Origin of the sequence: Alteromonas sp. a30 (assembly GCF_026788005.1) — a bacterium.
GTDB lineage: Bacteria > Pseudomonadota > Gammaproteobacteria > Enterobacterales > Alteromonadaceae > Paraneptunicella.
In genome coordinates this window covers 150,227-167,066 of sequence record NZ_JABEPE010000004.1, presented here as the reverse complement: position 1 = coordinate 167,066, position 16,840 = coordinate 150,227, and the positions used below count along the sequence as shown (strand labels likewise).

The 16,840-nt window shown below is 45.6% G+C and carries 12 protein-coding genes; 6 read left to right on the top strand and 6 right to left on the bottom strand.

Annotated features, from left to right (window positions below):
• The first annotated feature begins 399 nt into the window (after positions 1-399).
• On the top strand, positions 400-1,218 hold the full coding sequence (locus tag HJG39_RS06015; protein ID WP_268407831.1) for a hypothetical protein: 819 nt from the start codon (positions 400-402) through the stop codon (positions 1,216-1,218).
• A 251-nt stretch (positions 1,219-1,469) separates the two neighbouring features.
• The gene (locus HJG39_RS06010) at positions 1,470-1,832 is read left to right on the top strand and encodes a hypothetical protein (RefSeq protein ID WP_268407829.1); all 363 of its coding nucleotides are present in this window, start codon (positions 1,470-1,472) and stop codon (positions 1,830-1,832) included.
• A 186-nt stretch (positions 1,833-2,018) separates the two neighbouring features.
• Here the strand turns inward: HJG39_RS06010 and HJG39_RS06005 are convergent, their stop codons facing one another.
• The 5 genes from HJG39_RS06005 to glmU all read right to left on the bottom strand — a co-directional run bounded on the left by HJG39_RS06005 (position 2,019) and on the right by glmU (position 7,798).
• Positions 2,019-2,621 (bottom strand): 3'-5' exonuclease, encoded by a 603-nt coding sequence (locus HJG39_RS06005; RefSeq protein WP_268407827.1) that lies wholly within the window; start codon positions 2,619-2,621, stop codon positions 2,019-2,021.
• Positions 2,622-2,882: 261 nt separating this feature from the next.
• Positions 2,883-4,742: a glutamine--fructose-6-phosphate transaminase (isomerizing) gene (gene glmS / locus HJG39_RS06000; RefSeq protein WP_268407826.1), complete on the bottom strand. Its 1,860-nt coding sequence runs from the start codon at positions 4,740-4,742 to the stop codon at positions 2,883-2,885.
• 32 nt (positions 4,743-4,774) lie between these two features.
• Positions 4,775-5,545, bottom strand: coding sequence for a DeoR/GlpR family DNA-binding transcription regulator (locus tag HJG39_RS05995; protein ID WP_268407990.1), 771 nt, complete (start codon positions 5,543-5,545; stop codon positions 4,775-4,777).
• A gap of 407 nt (positions 5,546-5,952) precedes the next feature.
• Positions 5,953-6,408 carry a GNAT family N-acetyltransferase gene (locus tag HJG39_RS05990; RefSeq protein WP_268407824.1) on the bottom strand — a complete coding sequence of 152 codons (456 nt, stop codon included), beginning with the start codon at positions 6,406-6,408 and terminating at the stop codon, positions 5,953-5,955.
• Between the two features lie 31 nt (positions 6,409-6,439).
• Positions 6,440-7,798: a bifunctional UDP-N-acetylglucosamine diphosphorylase/glucosamine-1-phosphate N-acetyltransferase GlmU gene (gene glmU / locus HJG39_RS05985; protein WP_268407823.1), complete on the bottom strand. Its 1,359-nt coding sequence runs from the start codon at positions 7,796-7,798 to the stop codon at positions 6,440-6,442.
• Between the two features lie 430 nt (positions 7,799-8,228).
• Between glmU and HJG39_RS05980 the strand changes: the two genes are divergently transcribed.
• From HJG39_RS05980 to HJG39_RS05970, 3 genes are all read left to right on the top strand, one after another.
• Positions 8,229-9,932 (top strand): RCC1 domain-containing protein, encoded by a 1,704-nt coding sequence (locus tag HJG39_RS05980; protein ID WP_268407821.1) that lies wholly within the window; start codon positions 8,229-8,231, stop codon positions 9,930-9,932.
• Positions 9,933-10,088: 156 nt separating this feature from the next.
• Positions 10,089-11,663, top strand: a complete 1,575-nt coding sequence (locus tag HJG39_RS05975; RefSeq protein ID WP_268407819.1) for an RCC1 domain-containing protein — start codon at positions 10,089-10,091, stop codon at positions 11,661-11,663.
• Positions 11,664-11,854: 191 nt separating this feature from the next.
• Positions 11,855-12,397, top strand: a complete 543-nt coding sequence (locus HJG39_RS05970; protein ID WP_268407818.1) for a DUF1569 domain-containing protein — start codon at positions 11,855-11,857, stop codon at positions 12,395-12,397.
• A gap of 314 nt (positions 12,398-12,711) precedes the next feature.
• Here the strand turns inward: HJG39_RS05970 and HJG39_RS05965 are convergent, their stop codons facing one another.
• Positions 12,712-14,553 (bottom strand): DUF885 domain-containing protein, encoded by a 1,842-nt coding sequence (locus HJG39_RS05965; RefSeq protein ID WP_268407816.1) that lies wholly within the window; start codon positions 14,551-14,553, stop codon positions 12,712-12,714.
• Between the two features lie 275 nt (positions 14,554-14,828).
• Here HJG39_RS05965 and HJG39_RS05960 point away from each other — a divergent pair, with 275 nt between their 5' ends.
• Complete coding sequence (locus tag HJG39_RS05960; protein ID WP_268407988.1) at positions 14,829-16,823, top strand: sodium-translocating pyrophosphatase; 1,995 nt, start codon at positions 14,829-14,831, stop codon at positions 16,821-16,823.
• The last annotated feature ends 17 nt before the right edge of the window (positions 16,824-16,840 follow it).

Below are 16,840 nucleotides of genomic sequence, written 5' to 3'. Positions count from 1 at the left end.
GTAACCCGACAAAAAAGCTTTAATTACTGAACTCCTAGCTATCAAATAACTTCTTTTCGGTTAAAAAGCTTATAAATTAAAGGTTACATGAAAAATGATCTTTTCCTCCCCTGATTGCTTCTGTGGTCTGAAAGTATAGTTCTTAACGCCGGTATCAAATTTACTAAATTATTAAAAATTATACATGGGGAGCATGATGAATAGATTAGAACGAACTCTTGAAAATACAACGAAAGTGGTGCTTTACACTTTGGTCATAGCTCGGATACCAAACTCAAGCACAGGAAATAGTGTTCAAATAGTATTTCATTTATTGAATGTTGAAATTAGTCAAAGTGTTCGGTTGGTGTTGATCAATACAGCCTTTACCGTTATCAATCGAGCAGAGGGATAAATGCCATGAACTTACAGAATAAAATGATCCTAGGATGCGCAGGTCTATCACAAGACATTGATAGTTTAAAACCTTTTCTTACAGACTTTAAAGATGATAATGGTGAAGCTAGCTCAGCTTTTATCAGAAGAAATGTCGAAGATAGAATAATTGGGGGTTCTTGGGGGAATTTGCAAGGATATGTTTTTTCGATACTTTCCAGAGAGCAACGCGCAATTATATATGGTTCAGGGTACGAACCTGGCTACCCAGACCCCATCCCTTCTGACAGCGAAAAGGAATTATATAATTATTTACAAACAACCTATGGCGGTAGTGTCGAAGATTTATGCAAAAAAATTAAAAAGGATATTAAAAACTTAGTGGGCATACCGTTTCTAACATTCTTAAAACAAGATCGTAATCAAGCTTACAAAGTCTTAACTTTAATGTATCGAATATATCGGTTCAGGAGCAAACTTATGAAGCTTTTATTGAGTGATAGTACGGATAAATGTAATTATGAATTTCGCTCTGAACATCCTTTAAGAGAATCTGAAGCAAAAGAAAACTCCGCTATATTGTCTGAAATACTTTGTCACCTTCGCTTTATGATGTCAGATCTCGAGGGGGAGAAAATGTCGAAGGTTGTTGAAACATTAACTTGTACGCAAAGTTATGTAGCTAATGATTTCTTGGACTTGTATGACCAAATTAGCCATGACCCACAATTATATCTAAATTCCTACTTTGCTCTCGTATCAAGTGAAATACAAGAGTGGTCAAACTCATTGCCAAATCCAGTTAAAAAAGAACCACCACCACTCCACGTTGCACATACCTAGCAATTCGTGCTCGAGAGTTTACGCAGCGTCATAAATCAAATCACTTGATTACTTCCATAGTTTCAAAGCATCCACTCGATCTAAATCCGTATGCTTCTAAAAGTTGGGAGAATGCCTCCGATTCTGAGTGCCTTCAGTATCTGACCAAAGCCTCCAAGCCACTTCGTTTAAAGTCAACATTGGAGGAACAAGCCAAATATGTCGAATCCTTATGTAACAATCCATTTATAGATGAGAGTTCACCTCCCAGAATGCTAATTAAAGCCCTGATTTTACATGATCAAAAACTTCGAATTAATGTACCTTCTTTAGTAACCGGTATGTATGGCGTAGAACAATCCCCTTTGGCTTTCTTGCAAAAGGCAGTGCGTAATAAACAAAAACATGAATTAAATAATATGAATCCAAACCAGTCCCCAGAAGGACTTAGCCAGTATTGGTATAGCAGAGTTATGTTAGCAGTTTTACAGCAAAACTATGGTGCGGAGTTAGGGAGGTTACGTTTTGAGCATAAAGCTAAAATAGAAAACCAAGTCTGTCTTGCAATTACTAATTACCTTGAAAATGGCGGTGTTACAGCATTCACCGCACTTTATGAATTGTATTTAGAGTAGGTATATTTATTAGGCTTAAATTTCAAGTTTTTTACAATTATTTTGCACTGTATGCGTGAAGAGTAACCCTATTAATTAATGAAAGGGTTATTCTCTTTTATACCGCTGATTTGATTAGTATAGCGAAATCGTACTACTTAACTATCTACGCATGAGTTCCGTAATAAAAAACTTCTAGTGGATTTTTTACAACTGACCTCCCAGCGATTTTACCCTCTCAATTTCCAGCTCTAAAATCAATGCCGCATGGGCATCATTTGCAGCATATTTGATTTGGTGCTTGTCTAGAGGAAACTTTGCCCAGTTAGACCGCTGAGCGCTCTTTGCAAGACGCTTTTTAAGAAGCATTGCAACGGCAACTCTTGCTCCAACCCTATCCTTTAGTTGTGCAAATTTCATGACCTTAGAAGACAGTTCTTCTGGATTGGCTAGTCGGATACCATATTTTCGGCATAGAAGTTTTTTGTCCTCGTTTAATCCAAAACCAACTTTCTTAATTGCTGGATCAGTTAAAATTTCCTTAACGATGCAAACGTTGAAGTGAAATTGTGTTGGAAATAGATAGGCCTTAGATTCTGTGGCTAACTGAATAAGATGTGGCCCATCACTGCTCTGGCCTTTTTTGAAACAAGGTTTACTTTCAGTGTCAAAGCCTAGGCAGGAAGTTTGTTTTAATTTATTGAGTACACGCACTGCCTGATATTGGTTTGTTACAACGGCAATATTTCCGAATTTGACTCCTTCATAAATAGGTAAAGCCTGGATTTGCTCTTTTGTCGGTCTTTGCATTGAAGTTTTTATCTTGTTAGGGGCTTTTGAGCTGTAGGGAATACTAATAGAAGTCCTAACTATCCTACTCACTGGTATTTTTTTCTGCCTATTAAATCCTGATACTGTTGAGGAAGATCAAAATTGTAGCAATAAAGGATAAAGCACCAAGATTAGCCTCTCCACAATAAGAGTGAATCTTTATTGTAAAAAGTGATACCTTTATTGTGTGGGATGAAACTTTATTGTCATCCCACAACTTTTATCCCAAACCTTTCCCATTTATTCCACGGTCACACTCTTAGCCAAATTACGCGGTTGGTCTACATCGGTGCCTTTTATTACGGCGACGTAGTAGGAAAGTAGCTGTAATGGCAGGGTGTACACGATGGGCGCGACGATTTCGTCGACGTGCGGTAGATTGATGACGCGCAGGGTGTCGTCGCTTTCGAATTTTGCGTCTTTGTCGGCGAAGACGTACATGATGCCGCCTCGGGCGCGCACTTCTTCCACATTGGACTTGAGTTTTTCCAATAATTCATTGTTTGGGGCAACCACAATAACCGGCATTTCGTCGTCGATGAGTGCCAGCGGGCCGTGCTTAAGTTCGCCCGATGCATAGGCTTCGGCGTGAATGTAGGATATTTCTTTTAGTTTTAATGCGCCTTCCATTGCAATGGGGTATTGGTCGCCTCTGCCAAGGAATAAGGCGTGATATTTGTTGGCAAATTCTTCTGCTAATCCGCTAATTTCTTTATCTAAATTTAGGGTTTCTTCTAGCTTGGCCGGCAAGGTAGTGAGCGCGTTAATAAAGGCGGTTTGTTGCGCTTCGTTCATGGCGTTGTTGCCGTTGCCATTAGCTTGGCCCAGCTTCAAGGTGAGCATTAACAATGCGGTTAGCTGTGTGGTGAAGGCTTTGGTGGATGCCACGCCAATTTCCGCGCCCGCTTTGGTCATAAAGGCAAAGTCGGATTCGCGCACAAGGGATGAGCCGGGCACGTTACAAATGGTCAGGCTGGTCATATAGCCTTGTTCTTTGGCTAAGCGCAGCGCTGCTAAAGTGTCGGCGGTTTCGCCTGACTGAGAAATGGTAATGAGCAAGCTGCCTTCGTGTACGAAGGATTTGCGATAGCGGAATTCCGAGGCAATTTCCACATTGCACGACACATTCGCGTGTTGCTCTAACCAATAACGTGCGGTTAAACCCGCGTGGTAGCTCGTACCACAGGCGACAATTTGCACGTGTTTTACTTTTGCTAGCAATTCATCGGCGTTTTTATCTGTGCTGCTAATGTACAAGTTGTCGGCTAAACCGGCTTCGGTTAAACGCGCTTGCAATGCGTTGCGCACCACTGTTGGTTGCTCGTAAATTTCTTTGAGCATGTAATGACGATAACCTGCCTTGTCGCCAGCATCGTGTTCCACTTCTGAGTCGTGAATTTGGCGCTCTACTTCGTTACCGTCTGCATCTAAAATGCGAATGCTAGTGCGGGTGATTTCAGCCACATCACCTTCTTCTAAGAAGATAAAGCGGCGAGTGACTGGTAACAATGCGAGTTGGTCGGAAGCGATAAAGTTCTCGCCAATGCCAAGGCCGATAACTAACGGGCTACCAGAGCGCGCCACCACTAAGGTGTCGGGGTCGTTTTTGTTCATTACCACCGTGCCGTAAGCGCCGTGGAATTTCTTAACGGCTGCTCGAACGGCTTCTAGCAAGGAGCTTGCTGTTTTCAATTCGGCGTGAATGCTGTGGGCAATCGTTTCGGTGTCGGTTTCAGAAGAAAATACGTAACCTTGAGACTGCAAGGCGTCGCGCAGTGTTTGGTAATTTTCGATAATACCGTTGTGAACTACAGCTAAATCGTCGCTGGAGAAATGCGGATGAGCATTTTTCTGTGTCACGCCGCCGTGGGTTGCCCAGCGTGTGTGAGCAATGCCAATAGCGCCTTTAACGGGCGTTTCGGTGATGGCGTCTTGTAAGGCTTGTACTTTGCCAGTGCGGCGCACGCGGTTTAAGTTGTTATCGGCGTCGATAAGTGCCACACCGGAGGAGTCGTAACCACGATATTCTAGGCGTTTTAGCCCTTCTAAAAGAATATTGACCACGTTACGTTCGGCGATTGCGCCTACAATTCCACACATAGTTTGCTCCGTAAATTCCGTTAAATTTAGTGTTATTCAGCGATTTCCGCACATAACACTTCAACGCCTTGATCTTCCAGCTCCGCTTTAATGTCTGGCGCGATAAGTTCATCGGTAATCAAGGTTGAAATGCCGTCCCAAGTCAGTTCAATATTGGGCATCTTGCGTTCAAATTTGCTGGACTCAGCAAGCACAATCACTTGGCGAGAAACCTCCGCCATTGCCTGTGTTAGCTGAGTTAATTCGTTGAAAGTGGTGGTGCCTCGGTCCACATCCAGCCCCGCTGCACCCACAAAAGCGCGATCAAAGTTGTAAGCGTTGAGCATTTGCTCAGCCATTGCGCCTTGAAAAGAGTTTGACTGTGTATCCCATGTGCCACCAGTCATGAGTACGGTGGGCTCGCGCTCCAATTCCAGTAAGTCTTGTGCCAAATGCAACGAGTTTGTCATTACCACCAATCCGTGTTTGTGATTGAGTTCTGGTAACAAGGCGCTGGTAGTCGAGCCTGAATCAATGACAATGCGATCGTGATCGTTAATGAGACTTGCAGCCAATTTTGCGATTGCTATCTTTCGATTCGAAACTTTTTCGTTGTTCACTTCTGGGGCGTCGGTGGGCATGGGAATCGCGCCACCAAAGCGACGTAGCACAAGGCCATCAGTTTCCAGTGCAGCAAGATCCTTGCGAATGGTTACTTCCGATGTGGAGAAACGTTTGGCGAGATCTTCCACACTTACTTCTCCTTTTTCGCCAATACGATCGAGGATTTGTCTTCTGCGCTGTTGCGTATTTCGACGGCTGATGCTCATGCGTGATGTATCGTTTCGCGTTAGTGTTTGTTTCGAAGTGCTTATCTAAATAGTTGCGTTTAATTGTCTGTCATCTACAGAGATTTATCGCAAACTCGCTGTAGGCAACTGATAATTTGGAACAGGTATTTAGATACAGGTATTAAGAAAATCAAACCTGTTTTTAAAAAGTCTAAATTTCAATTCGAAAGTATTTTAGTTAACTCGAAACTTATTGCAAGAGTTACTCGTAACTTATTTTCTTGGGTTTGCCTAAATAGCTGTGTTTAATTGTCAGTCACCCATAGAGATTTATCGCAAACTCGCCGTGGATACTTCCATGTAGGCTCCACAGCCGCTTCCCTGCGGCTGAGGGTTTGCTCCTAATTCTCTATGGGTGACTGATAGTTTGGAACAGGTATTTAGAGCAAAAGCGTCATAAATACGCTGTTTGGATCGAGTTTGTATTGTGCAAAAGGCGCGCATTCAGTGAAGCCGAACTTACGATATAAGGCGCGGGCAGGGGCGAAATAGTCTTCAATGCCGGTTTCAAGGGAAAGTTGCGTGAGTTGCAAAGCGTTGGCTTGCTCAATGACATGGGTTAATAATTGGGAGCCGATGCCTTGGCGATGAAATGCTCGTGAAGTGCGCATGGATTTTATTTCACCTAGCTGTGCATCGTGTTGTTTTAAAGCAACACAACCGGCGAGTTCATCACCATGCCACATGCTCCAAAAGCGCATTTCAGGTTGGCGCAAGCCGGCTAAATCCAGCGCGTGAATGCTTTCTGGCGGAGACACTGCGTGCATGTCCTGCAAATGCTCTTCTAACAGCGCAATGACTTTTGGATGTGTGAGGTCATCTAGGCGAATTTTCATGATTTTCTTTTGTACAGCAAGTTAACGCAGGTTACTTCTTCGTTGGGCGCTTCCAAGACGATTTTAGAATTTGCTTACCGCGCGCCACGGCGAGGTTTTCTTCTGGTACATCTTTAGCGATGGTAGAGCCTGCGCCAATTGTGGCATTGTTGCCGATATTCACCGGCGCAACTAAAGATGAGTTCGAACCAATGAAGGCGCCATCGCCAATAATGGTTTGGCTTTTATTCACGCCGTCGTAGTTGCAAGTAATGGTGCCTGCGCCAATGTTGACGCCCTTGCCGACTATGGTGTCGCCAAGATAGGTGAAGTGGTTGGCTTTGGAGCCTTCGCCCAATGTTGATTTTTTCATTTCCACAAAGTTGCCCACTTTGGCACCTTTGCCTAACACCGCGCCCGGACGCAATCGTGCGTAAGGCCCAACGGTGCAGTTTTCCGCGACTTTGGCTTCTTGCACAACGGAGTTGGCTTCAATGCGAGTGTTGTCGGCAATATCACAGTCAATCAGCAAGCAATTGGGGCCGATTACCACGTTATTGCCTAGTGTGACTTTGCCTTCCATGATCACGTTGACATCAATGAACACATCTTGCCCTGTGCTGACATTGCCGCGAATATCAACGCGGGCAGGGTCGGCTAAGGTTGCGCCCTCTAGCATTAAACGCTGTGCTTGTTCTAATTGATAGGCACGCTCTAAACGCGCCAATTGCACACGATTATTCACGCCTTCTACTTCCACTTCGCTTTGTGCCTTAGCAGTTTGAATTTGCTTGCCTTCTTTGGCGGCCATGCCAATTACATCCACTAAGTAATACTCTTGCTGTGCGTTGTTGTTTTCTAACTGGCTCACCCAACGTTTTAGGTCTGCGCCGGACATCACCATAATGCCAGTGTTGATTTCTTTAATGTCGCGCTGGGCGTCGGTGGCATCTTTGTGCTCAACAATGGCGGTAACGTTACCGTTTTCACGAATAATGCGGCCCATACCAGTTGGATCTTGTGCCTCTACTGTGAGCAAGGCGATGTCGGCCTGTGCTTTTACGTCGAGTAATTTGCGAAGCGTTTGTTGTTTAATCAGCGGTGCGTCACCCACCAAAACTAATACATCGTCGTTATCGTTTACATGTGGAACGGCTTGTTGGACCGCATGACCAGTGCCTAATTGTTCCGCTTGATGACACCAATTCACCTTATTGTGCGCCAACGCGCTTTGCAGTTGCTCTGCGCCATGCCCGTAAACAAGGTTTATCTGTTGTGCGCCAAGGGCCGTCACGGTGTCGATAATATGTTGGACCATGGGCTTTCCAGCGATAGGGTGCAACACTTTTGGCAAGGCAGATTTCATTCTTGTGCCTTTTCCGGCAGCGAGGATGACAACAGATAACGACATATTTATTCCGTAAATTTTTAAGGCTGAGCGGCTATTTTGAAGGTCGATATTCTAGCTTACTCGCGGGAAAGAAGGCTAGCGTAAATGATAGAGGAAAGCGCCCGCGAGCGTTTACTTTGGCAAAAAGTTGGAAAATGAAAGGTGGTAACGGCGTTTGGGAATGTAAACTCGCCGCGAAACCTCCATGTAGGCACTCATGTGGTTTCTGTAGCCGCTTCCTTGCGGCAAAGGGTTTACTCGTAATTCTCTATCGGCGACTAATAATTGAGAGAGGCTCTTTAGCTAATATTACTCACACCACATCACATCGTTCGTTTTCCCCCTTAGTTATTCAATCCTTATATTAGGTGTCAATAAAAGTCCTTTAAAATTACCTTTGTGGATATATTGTTGCGTCCTCATGATAACGACGATAACGAGGGATTAAACCATGAAGACGTTCCTATTAAGTGCAGTTTGTTGTGCCGTTTCATTGTCCGCTTTAGCGGTCGAGGTGACGATTGGCAGTGACCATAATTTGCTCCAAAAGAATGATGGAAGCATTGTGGGCTGGGGTTATAACGCGTTTGGGCAGTTGGGAAATGGTGAGCGCGTAAGCCAATATTCACCGATTCCGCTGGATTTAGGCAGCGTTAGTGCATTGTCCGCTGGCAGTAATCATAGCTTTGCTATTTTAACCGATGGCAGTGTGGTGGCGTGGGGTAAAAATAGGGACGGTCAACTAGGACTGGGTAGCACCACGGATGCATACACCCCGCAGGTGCTTAATTTAGCGAATGTACAGCAAGTAGAGGGGGGAGAAGCACACTCTTTAGCATTGCTTAATGACGGTAGTGTGATGGCGTGGGGTAATAACGCCGATGGCAGACTGGGCGATGCGTCAACGCAAAACGCGACTACGCCAGTTGTGGTGGCAAACTTATCGGCTATTCAGCAAGTGTCTGCTGGGGATTACCATAGCGTGGCGCTTTCTGAGCAAGGCTTGGTGTATACGTGGGGCAACAACGCCTTTGGTCGTTTGGGTGATGGCACCACATTGAACCGGAACGTTGCCACGCAAGTTCAAGACCTTACTGATGTGGCGAGCATTGATGCAGGTACGGCGCACACGCTAGCGCTGAAAATGGACGGCACGGTTGCGGCGTGGGGCTGGAATACGTATGGGCAACTGGGTAATAACAGCACAGTGAATGCGCCTATAGCGGTGACGGCCTCTGGGCTGAGCAACGTTATCGATATTGCCGCCGGAGACAGGCATTCTTTAGCGTTGCGTAACGATGGCACTGTGTGGGCATGGGGAGATAACACTTATGGTCAGCTGGGTAATGGCACGTTTACCGCCTCTTCTGTGCCAGTCAAAGTGCCGCTATCGGGCTTAGCCACCGACATTAAAGCCGGTCGTTATCACTCTGTTATCGTGATGCAAAGTGGCGATGTGTTAGCGTTTGGTCGTAATTATCGCGGGCAAGTGGGGAGTGGTTATTTATCCAATGCTGAGGCAACGCCATTGGTAGCGTTTACTTTTGAAACCGGCAGTGTGCCTGCTACTTGTCGAAGCATTAAAGCGATGAACCCAAATAGTCCAAGTGGACTGTATTTGATTGACCCCGATGGTGATGGAGGTGTGGCTCCTTTTAATGCGTATTGTGAGATGGTGCGAGCAGGGGGCGGCTGGACATTATACGCTAATCATCGAGACGGCATTGCCAAAACACAAGTAAGCAGCGTGGTAACACCATCGGAGTTTAGCGTCATGACAGATGCACATTGGCGAAGCATATTATCGACAATGGTAACCGGTATGATGTTTGTGGATGAGTATGGTAGGGAAGCGCATTTATCCGCCAGTAAATTACAGAGCGGTAATTGCCGTAAACCGACGGATGTAAACTCTCTTTCTAGTGTTAGTGTTGTTGGTTCTTCGCAACCCATTTGGCATGACGAAACAGCGGGTTGTACGGTAACGGGAACGGATTATTCGATGGTTTTACTGATGGACTCTCGTTCAATTCATTACAAGACTCAAGGCGCTGCATTATTCCGTGAATCAACTACGGACTTTGATATCTGGCCTTATGGAGACATGGTTTATACAAGTCCTGTGCAAAACGAACTCCTCTACTACATAAAATAATCTAAAAAGATCGGATTGAATTTTATATTCGATCCGTTTTTCTCTCCCCTTAGTTATTCAATCCTGATATTAGGTGCTAACAAAAGTCCTTTAAAATTACCTTTGTGGGTATATTGTTGTGTCCTCATGATAACGACGATAACGAGGGATTAAACCATGAAGACGCTCCTATTAAGTGCAGTTTGTTGTGCCGTTTCATTGTCCGCTTTAGCGGTCGAGGTGACGATTGGCAGTGACCATAATTTGCTCCAAAAGAATGATGGAAGCATTGTGGGCTGGGGTTATAACGCGTTTGGGCAGTTGGGAAATGGTGAGCGCGTAAGCCAATATTCACCGATTCCGCTGGATTTAGGCAGCGTTAGTGCATTGTCCGCTGGCAGTAATCATAGCTTTGCTATTTTAACCGATGGCAGTGTGGTGGCGTGGGGTAAAAATAGGGACGGTCAACTAGGACTGGGTAGCACCACGGATGCATACACCCCGCAGGTGCTTAATTTAGCGAATGTACAGCAAGTAGAGGGGGGAGAAGCACACTCTTTAGCATTGCTTAATGACGGTAGTGTGATGGCGTGGGGTAATAACGCCGATGGCAGACTGGGCGATGCGTCAACGCAAAACGCGACTACGCCAGTTGTGGTGGCAAACTTATCGGCTATTCAGCAAGTGTCTGCTGGGGATTACCATAGCGTGGCGCTTTCTGAGCAAGGCTTGGTGTATACGTGGGGCAACAACGCCTTTGGTCGTTTGGGTGATGGCACCACATTGAACCGGAACGTTGCCACGCAAGTTCAAGACCTTACTGATGTGGCGAGCATTGATGCAGGTACGGCGCACACGCTAGCGCTGAAAATGGACGGCACGGTTGCGGCGTGGGGCTGGAATACGTATGGGCAACTGGGTAATAACAGCACAGTGAATGCGCCTATAGCGGTGACGGCCTCTGGGCTGAGCAACGTTATCGATATTGCCGCCGGAGACAGGCATTCTTTAGCGTTGCGTAACGACGGCACCGTGTGGGCATGGGGAGATAACACTTATGGTCAGCTGGGTAATGGCTCGTTTACTGCCTCTTCTGTGCCAGTCAAAGTGCCGCTATCGGGCTTAGCCACCGACATTGAAGCCGGTCGTTATCACTCTGTTGTCGTGATGCAAAGTGGCGACGTGTTAGCGTTTGGTCGTAATTATCGCGGGCAAGTGGGCAATGGGTATTTATCCAATGCTGAGGCAACGCCATCGGTGGTATTGACGCTTGAAACCGAGAACGAAACAGCAACATCCTTAACTATTTACCGCGACAAGAGTGCCTTTTTATCTGCAACAGGAGCTACGTTAGCAGAGGATTATGAAGTTCCCGGAATAAGTGGAAATTCTGGAGTGACCCGTAATGGAATAACGCATACAGGAAACCTAATTGTTTGCCGGTGTGATGACTTTCAGTTTCCGCCTCCCTCCCAAACACTTACGTCTAATGGTGGTGAGAATTACACACTTACTTTTACAGATCCGGTAACGAGTGTTGGCTTTGATACTTTAATCAACACTTTTGGACCGGGATTTGTCAAAGTTTATGGCATCGATGGAGAGCTTATTTCTGAGGTCGTTGTTGATCACGACCCATTTGTGGTTGGATTTATTGGTGTTGTTGGTAACGGGCGAATCGGCTCTATAAATTGGACTTCTACTGGGGGAGGGACCATTGATACAGGCATCGACAATGTCTATTTAAAATAACCTCAACGCTTCCCTATGCCGCACATTAAAGGTGCGGCTTTCTTCATAATACAACCGAGCGTTTCTTTTCGTGGTTTTGGTTTGCCAGCCTCTTCAAACAGCAAGTGTTAAAGATTGTCAACGCTTTGCCACGTTCAAAACTTAAAGTAGACTCGTTTGTTTCCCATCTATTATGTTTTGAGGTTAAGGCGATGAACAGGCGGCAATTCCTAATTGGTACAGGAGTAGCGAGTGTGGCGGTTAGCGCAGTGAGCTTTGGTGTTTGGTTCAGCATTACGCCTCAACATGAGCCGTTAACCATTGATTTTGCGCTGGCTAAATTAGAGCGCTTATTGGCCTCTAAACTCAGCAAAGCAGGCGAGTGGTCGTTAGCGCAAATGTTCACTCACCTTGCGCAGAGTGTGGAATATTCGATGACGGGTTATCCTCACCATAAATCAGCATTGTTCAAAGGCAGTATCGGGCAGTTGGCGTTTAGTGCCTTTCATACTAAAGGAAAAATGACGCATAATTTGGCAGAGGAAATTCCCGGCGCACCATTGCTTAGCGTGAGTGAAAGCCCTAGCGATATCTACACTGCTGCACAGCGTTTTAAAGCGTCGTTGCTAGCATTCCAGCAGTTTGAAGCGCCGTTGCATGAGCATTTTGCTTACGGCCCGTTAACCAAGGTGCAATATGAAGCAGCGCATGTGATGCACTTCAACAATCATCTTATTGAAGTGCAAAGTGTGTAGTTCGCATTTAGTCACTCGCGGTTCGAATAAGCTAAGAGTCACCGGTAGAGACTTATCGCAAACTCGCTGTGAATCCATCCATGGAAGCTCCGCAGCCGCTTCCCTGCGGCTGAGGGTTTGCGCCTAATTCTCTACAGGTGACTTGTTGAATTACGGCAGACAAACTCAAAAAACGATGGTTGATTCACTTTCGAAAAGCATACTTTTCAGGACGAAAAGCCTTGAGCGAGCAGGGATGCGAAAGCGACTTTGAGAAAGTGAAGCGGGTGGCGTTTATACTCCACCCACTGTAACTGAACCATTGGAAGCGCTATTTAAGCGCTTTTCACCCACTCTCTAATTTTGTGTTCCAACAACGGCATGGGCAGTGAGCCATCTAACAACACTAAATTGTGGAAGGTTTTAATATCAAACTTATCGCCAAGAGCTTTTTCTGCGTACTCGCGAAGCTGTTTAATTTTAATTTGCCCCGTTTTGTAAGAGGTTGCTTGCCCCGGCATGACCATGTAACGCTCCACTTCGGAAGTGATGTCGGATTCCACCATGTCGGAGTTCGAAAGCATGTACTCAATCGCTTGTTCGCGCGTCCAACCTTTAGCGTGAATACCGGTATCGACCACTAAGCGCATTGCGCGGAATAACTCAGCGCTGAGTTTGCCGAAGTATTGGTAAGGGTCGGTGAACATACCTAACTCTTTGCCTAAACTTTCCGCGTAAAGCGCCCAACCTTCAGCGTACACAGTGTAAAAGTTCATGCGGCGTAACATGGGGAGTTCGTCCAACTCGGTTTGTAAACTAAGCTGAAAATGGTGTCCCGGAACGGCTTCGTGAATAGATAAGGTTTCCACGCCGTATTTAGGCTGTGCTTTTAAGTTGTAGGTATTGGCGAAGAAAATGCCGGGACGAGAGCCATCGGGTGCGCCCGGTATATAGGATGCACCCGGAGCAGATTTCGCTTGGGCCTCAGGATACGAACGCACAATGTAGTCTGCTTTTGGAATAACATCGAATAATGCTGGCACTTTGGTTGCCATTTCGGCCTTGATGTCTTCATACGCTTTGAGGACGTCATCCGGTGAGTCGAAGTAAAATTGTGGGTCATTTTTTAAGAAATTGAAGAATGCGTTTAAGTCGCCCTTAAATCCCACTTCTTTCATGATGTCGCGCATTTCGTTGTGAATACGTTTGACTTCATTGAGTCCGGTTTGATGAATTTCATCGGCGGTTAACGGCAGAGTAGTGTTGGTTTTAATTTGATATTCGTACCACTTTTTACCGTTCGGTAGCTGACCATAACCGTGGGTATTTCTGGCGTGAGGTAAATATTCATTTTGCATGAAGGCCAGCATTTTCTTGAATATAGGAGTGATTTTAGCGTCGATGAGCTGCAAGTATTCTTGCTTGAGCTGGCGCAATTCTGCCTCGGAGAGTTTGTCGCCCGCATTGTTCAGAGGCGTCATTAAGCTGCTATCACTTGGGTTATCAAAAATTTGTGCTTCTAATTGTGGAATGATGGATTCAACCACTGGTTTCGGTAATACCACACCACGCTCAATGCCGTTGCGCATATTAATAATGGCTTGTTCCATCCAAACCGCGAAGCCTTCGCCGCGTTTAATGAGATTTTCAAAGTCTTTTGCATTGTTAAAGGGTTGCGCGCTTAAACCTGAGCCTAACTGAATGAAAACGTTATGGGGGCTAAAAACGAACTGGCTGATTGGCAGTAACTCGCTTGGGAATTGCGCCCCTTCTAACCCGTTTTTCAGGTTCATTTTGAAGATTTCATAAGTGTAGAAGTCTTGGCCTGTAAGCTGTGACGCATCAATGGCTTCCAGTTTGGCGAGATAGGCTGTATCTAAGGCAATACCTTCTTGAATAAAGCTGGGGGCAATGCTGTTTGGCCATGTGTGATTAAAGCGGTTATCGCCAAAAAACATAGCATTTAATGGATTACGTTTTAAGGTTTCCTCGGCATACGCATCAGCAAGTCTCGCCAGAGCATCGGATGCGGCGGCTTTTGAACTAGAGTTTAAAACGGCTTCTTCTGGTTGAGCTTGGGCATTTTCAGTGCGGGTCGTTTGTGTATTGGAACTGGTACTATTGCAACCAGATAACAGTGCAGCGGTGATGCACATTCCTAACAAGGATTTCTTCATTTTTACTGTCTCGAAGGTGAATAATGTTAGGCCAAAATCAGCCTAAGTTCTGGCTTGAAAGAGCTAATTAGCGTAGCAAGATGTTAATCTAAACTCAGTGTTGCTAGGCGTTAATATACGGGATTTGGTCTTACCAAGTGAAGTGGATATACGCATACAGCGCAAGAATTATGTAAGCGTTTATTCCTTAAGATAGATATTTTACCGATATCGGTAGCGTGATTGTATCCCTGAGCATATGCTGTTACGAAGACGATTTATTGGGAGATGCCGTGATGTTTGCAATCTATTTTCCACCTGTAATAGGTTTAATTGGCTTGTTCATGGCGTTGATTTTGTATTTATTAATTCGTCGAGTCCCCGTCCACAATCCCGTAATTGCCAAAATAGCCGAAGCGATTCACCTAGGCGCGATGGTATTCATGCACCGCGAATACAAAATGCTGTTTATTTTTGCGCTTGCCGTGGCAATAGCAATCTACTTTTCATTAGGTTTTCAAACAACTTTAGCGTTTGTTGTAGGCGCACTTTGCTCAGGAGTAGCTGGTTATATTGGCATGTACACAGCAACTAAAGCGAACGTGCGCACCACTCAAGCCGCGCATGATTTTGGCGCACCACAAGCGTTATCCATTGCTTTTATGGGAGGTTCCATAATGGGATTGAGCGTGGCGTCTATGGGGTTACTTGGTTTAGGAGGGTTATATCTATACTTTGCCGGTGATCCTGAGTCGATTCACGCCATTCATGGTTTCGGCATGGGGGCATCTATTGTTGCGCTATTTTCTCGTGTTGGTGGCGGCATTTTTACCAAAAGTGCGGATGTTGGCGCAGACTTAGTCGGTAAGATAGAAGCAGGCATCCCAGAGGATGATCCTCGAAACCCCGGTGTTATCGCCGACAACGTAGGTGACAATGTGGGAGATGTTGCGGGGATGGGGTCGGATATTTTTGAGAGCTATTGCGGTGCGATGATTGCTACGATTGCCATTGCTTCGACTATGTTTACTGGCACCTTAGGTAGTCGAGAGAATCTTATGTTTCTACCGTTAGCACTGGCGTCATCAGGATTGATCTGTTCGGTGCTTGGGATTTTGCTAGTGAAGTTATTATCGGCTAATCAGCCCGACTCGGCGCTGCGGGCAGGCACTATTTCCGCTGCCTTGTTGTTTATATTAACGTCATATTTATTGATGGTAGGAATGGAAGTTAGCACTCACATTTGGTGGTCTGTGGTGACAGGGGCATTAGGTGGAATCGTGATTGGCTTAGTGACGGAATATTACACATCATCTAACCCTATTCGTAAAATTGCAAAATCAGGGGAGACGGGGGCGGCAACCGTGATGATTACGGGGCTGTCTGTTGGAATGCAATCTGTCGTTATACCAATTTTAACTATTTGCGTGATTATTTATGTGTCCACTGAGCTTTCTGGGTTGTACGGCGTCGGTATTTCTGCTGTTGGTATGTTAGCCACTGTCGGAATGACAATGGCAATAGATGCGTATGGCCCCGTTGCCGACAACGCAGGAGGCATTGCAGAAATGGGCGGTTTAGGGGAAAAAACCCGTAACATTACCGATTCATTAGACGAGTTGGGGAACACCACTGCTGCAATTGGCAAAGGCTTTGCCATTGGAGCCGCAGCGTTAGCAGCGTTAGCGATTATTGCGGCTTTTGTTGAAACGATAACGGTGCAGTCGAGCGAGCCGTTTGTGCTGCACTTAGGTGATCCCAAAGTGCTAGTCGGCATGTTTATTGGGGGCGTTTTACCGTTTCTAATTGCGTCTATTACTATGACGGCTGTGGGTGATGCAGCATTTGAAATGATCCAAGAAATTCGGCGTCAATTTAAAGACATCAAAGGGTTATTGGAGGGCAATGCCGAACCAGATACCGCGCGCTGTGTTGATATTGCCACGCGAGCTGCGCTAAAAAAAATGTTACTGCCCGGTATTTTAGCCGTGTTGGCTCCGCCTGCGGTAGGGTTTGGGATTGGAGCTCATGCGTTAGGTGGAATGCTCGGAGGGGCGCTATTAGGCTGTGTGTTACTTGCTTTGATGATGGCCAATGCAGGTGGTGCATGGGACAACGCAAAAAAACATGTTGAAAAAGGCCATCATGGTGGCAAAGGTTCTGATGTTCATGCTGCCACAGTGGTGGGTGATACCGTTGGTGATCCGTTTAAAGATACCGCAGGTCCAGCAATGAATATCCTAATTAATGTAATGGCGATTGTGAGCTTGGTGATTGCGCCTTTGCTCTAATTATTTGTGAGTAGCGG

Bases quoted from the DNA above. Each gene is read 5' to 3' on its own strand.
- HJG39_RS05975 (WP_268407819.1), top strand. From the start codon at position 10,089: ATGAAGACGCTCCTATTAAGTGCAGTTTGTTGTGCCGTTTCATTGTCC.
- HJG39_RS06005 (WP_268407827.1), bottom strand. From the start codon at position 2,621: ATGCAAAGACCGACAAAAGAGCAAATCCAGGCTTTACCTATTTATGAA.
- HJG39_RS05990 (WP_268407824.1), bottom strand. From the start codon at position 6,408: ATGAAAATTCGCCTAGATGACCTCACACATCCAAAAGTCATTGCGCTG.
- glmU (WP_268407823.1), bottom strand. From the start codon at position 7,798: ATGTCGTTATCTGTTGTCATCCTCGCTGCCGGAAAAGGCACAAGAATG.
- HJG39_RS05970 (WP_268407818.1), top strand. From the start codon at position 11,855: ATGAACAGGCGGCAATTCCTAATTGGTACAGGAGTAGCGAGTGTGGCG.
- HJG39_RS06015 (WP_268407831.1), top strand. From the start codon at position 400: ATGAACTTACAGAATAAAATGATCCTAGGATGCGCAGGTCTATCACAA.
- glmS (WP_268407826.1), bottom strand. From the start codon at position 4,742: ATGTGTGGAATTGTAGGCGCAATCGCCGAACGTAACGTGGTCAATATT.
- HJG39_RS06010 (WP_268407829.1), top strand. From the start codon at position 1,470: ATGCTAATTAAAGCCCTGATTTTACATGATCAAAAACTTCGAATTAAT.
- HJG39_RS05960 (WP_268407988.1), top strand. From the start codon at position 14,829: ATGTTTGCAATCTATTTTCCACCTGTAATAGGTTTAATTGGCTTGTTC.
- HJG39_RS05980 (WP_268407821.1), top strand. From the start codon at position 8,229: ATGAAGACGTTCCTATTAAGTGCAGTTTGTTGTGCCGTTTCATTGTCC.
- HJG39_RS05965 (WP_268407816.1), bottom strand. From the start codon at position 14,553: ATGAAGAAATCCTTGTTAGGAATGTGCATCACCGCTGCACTGTTATCT.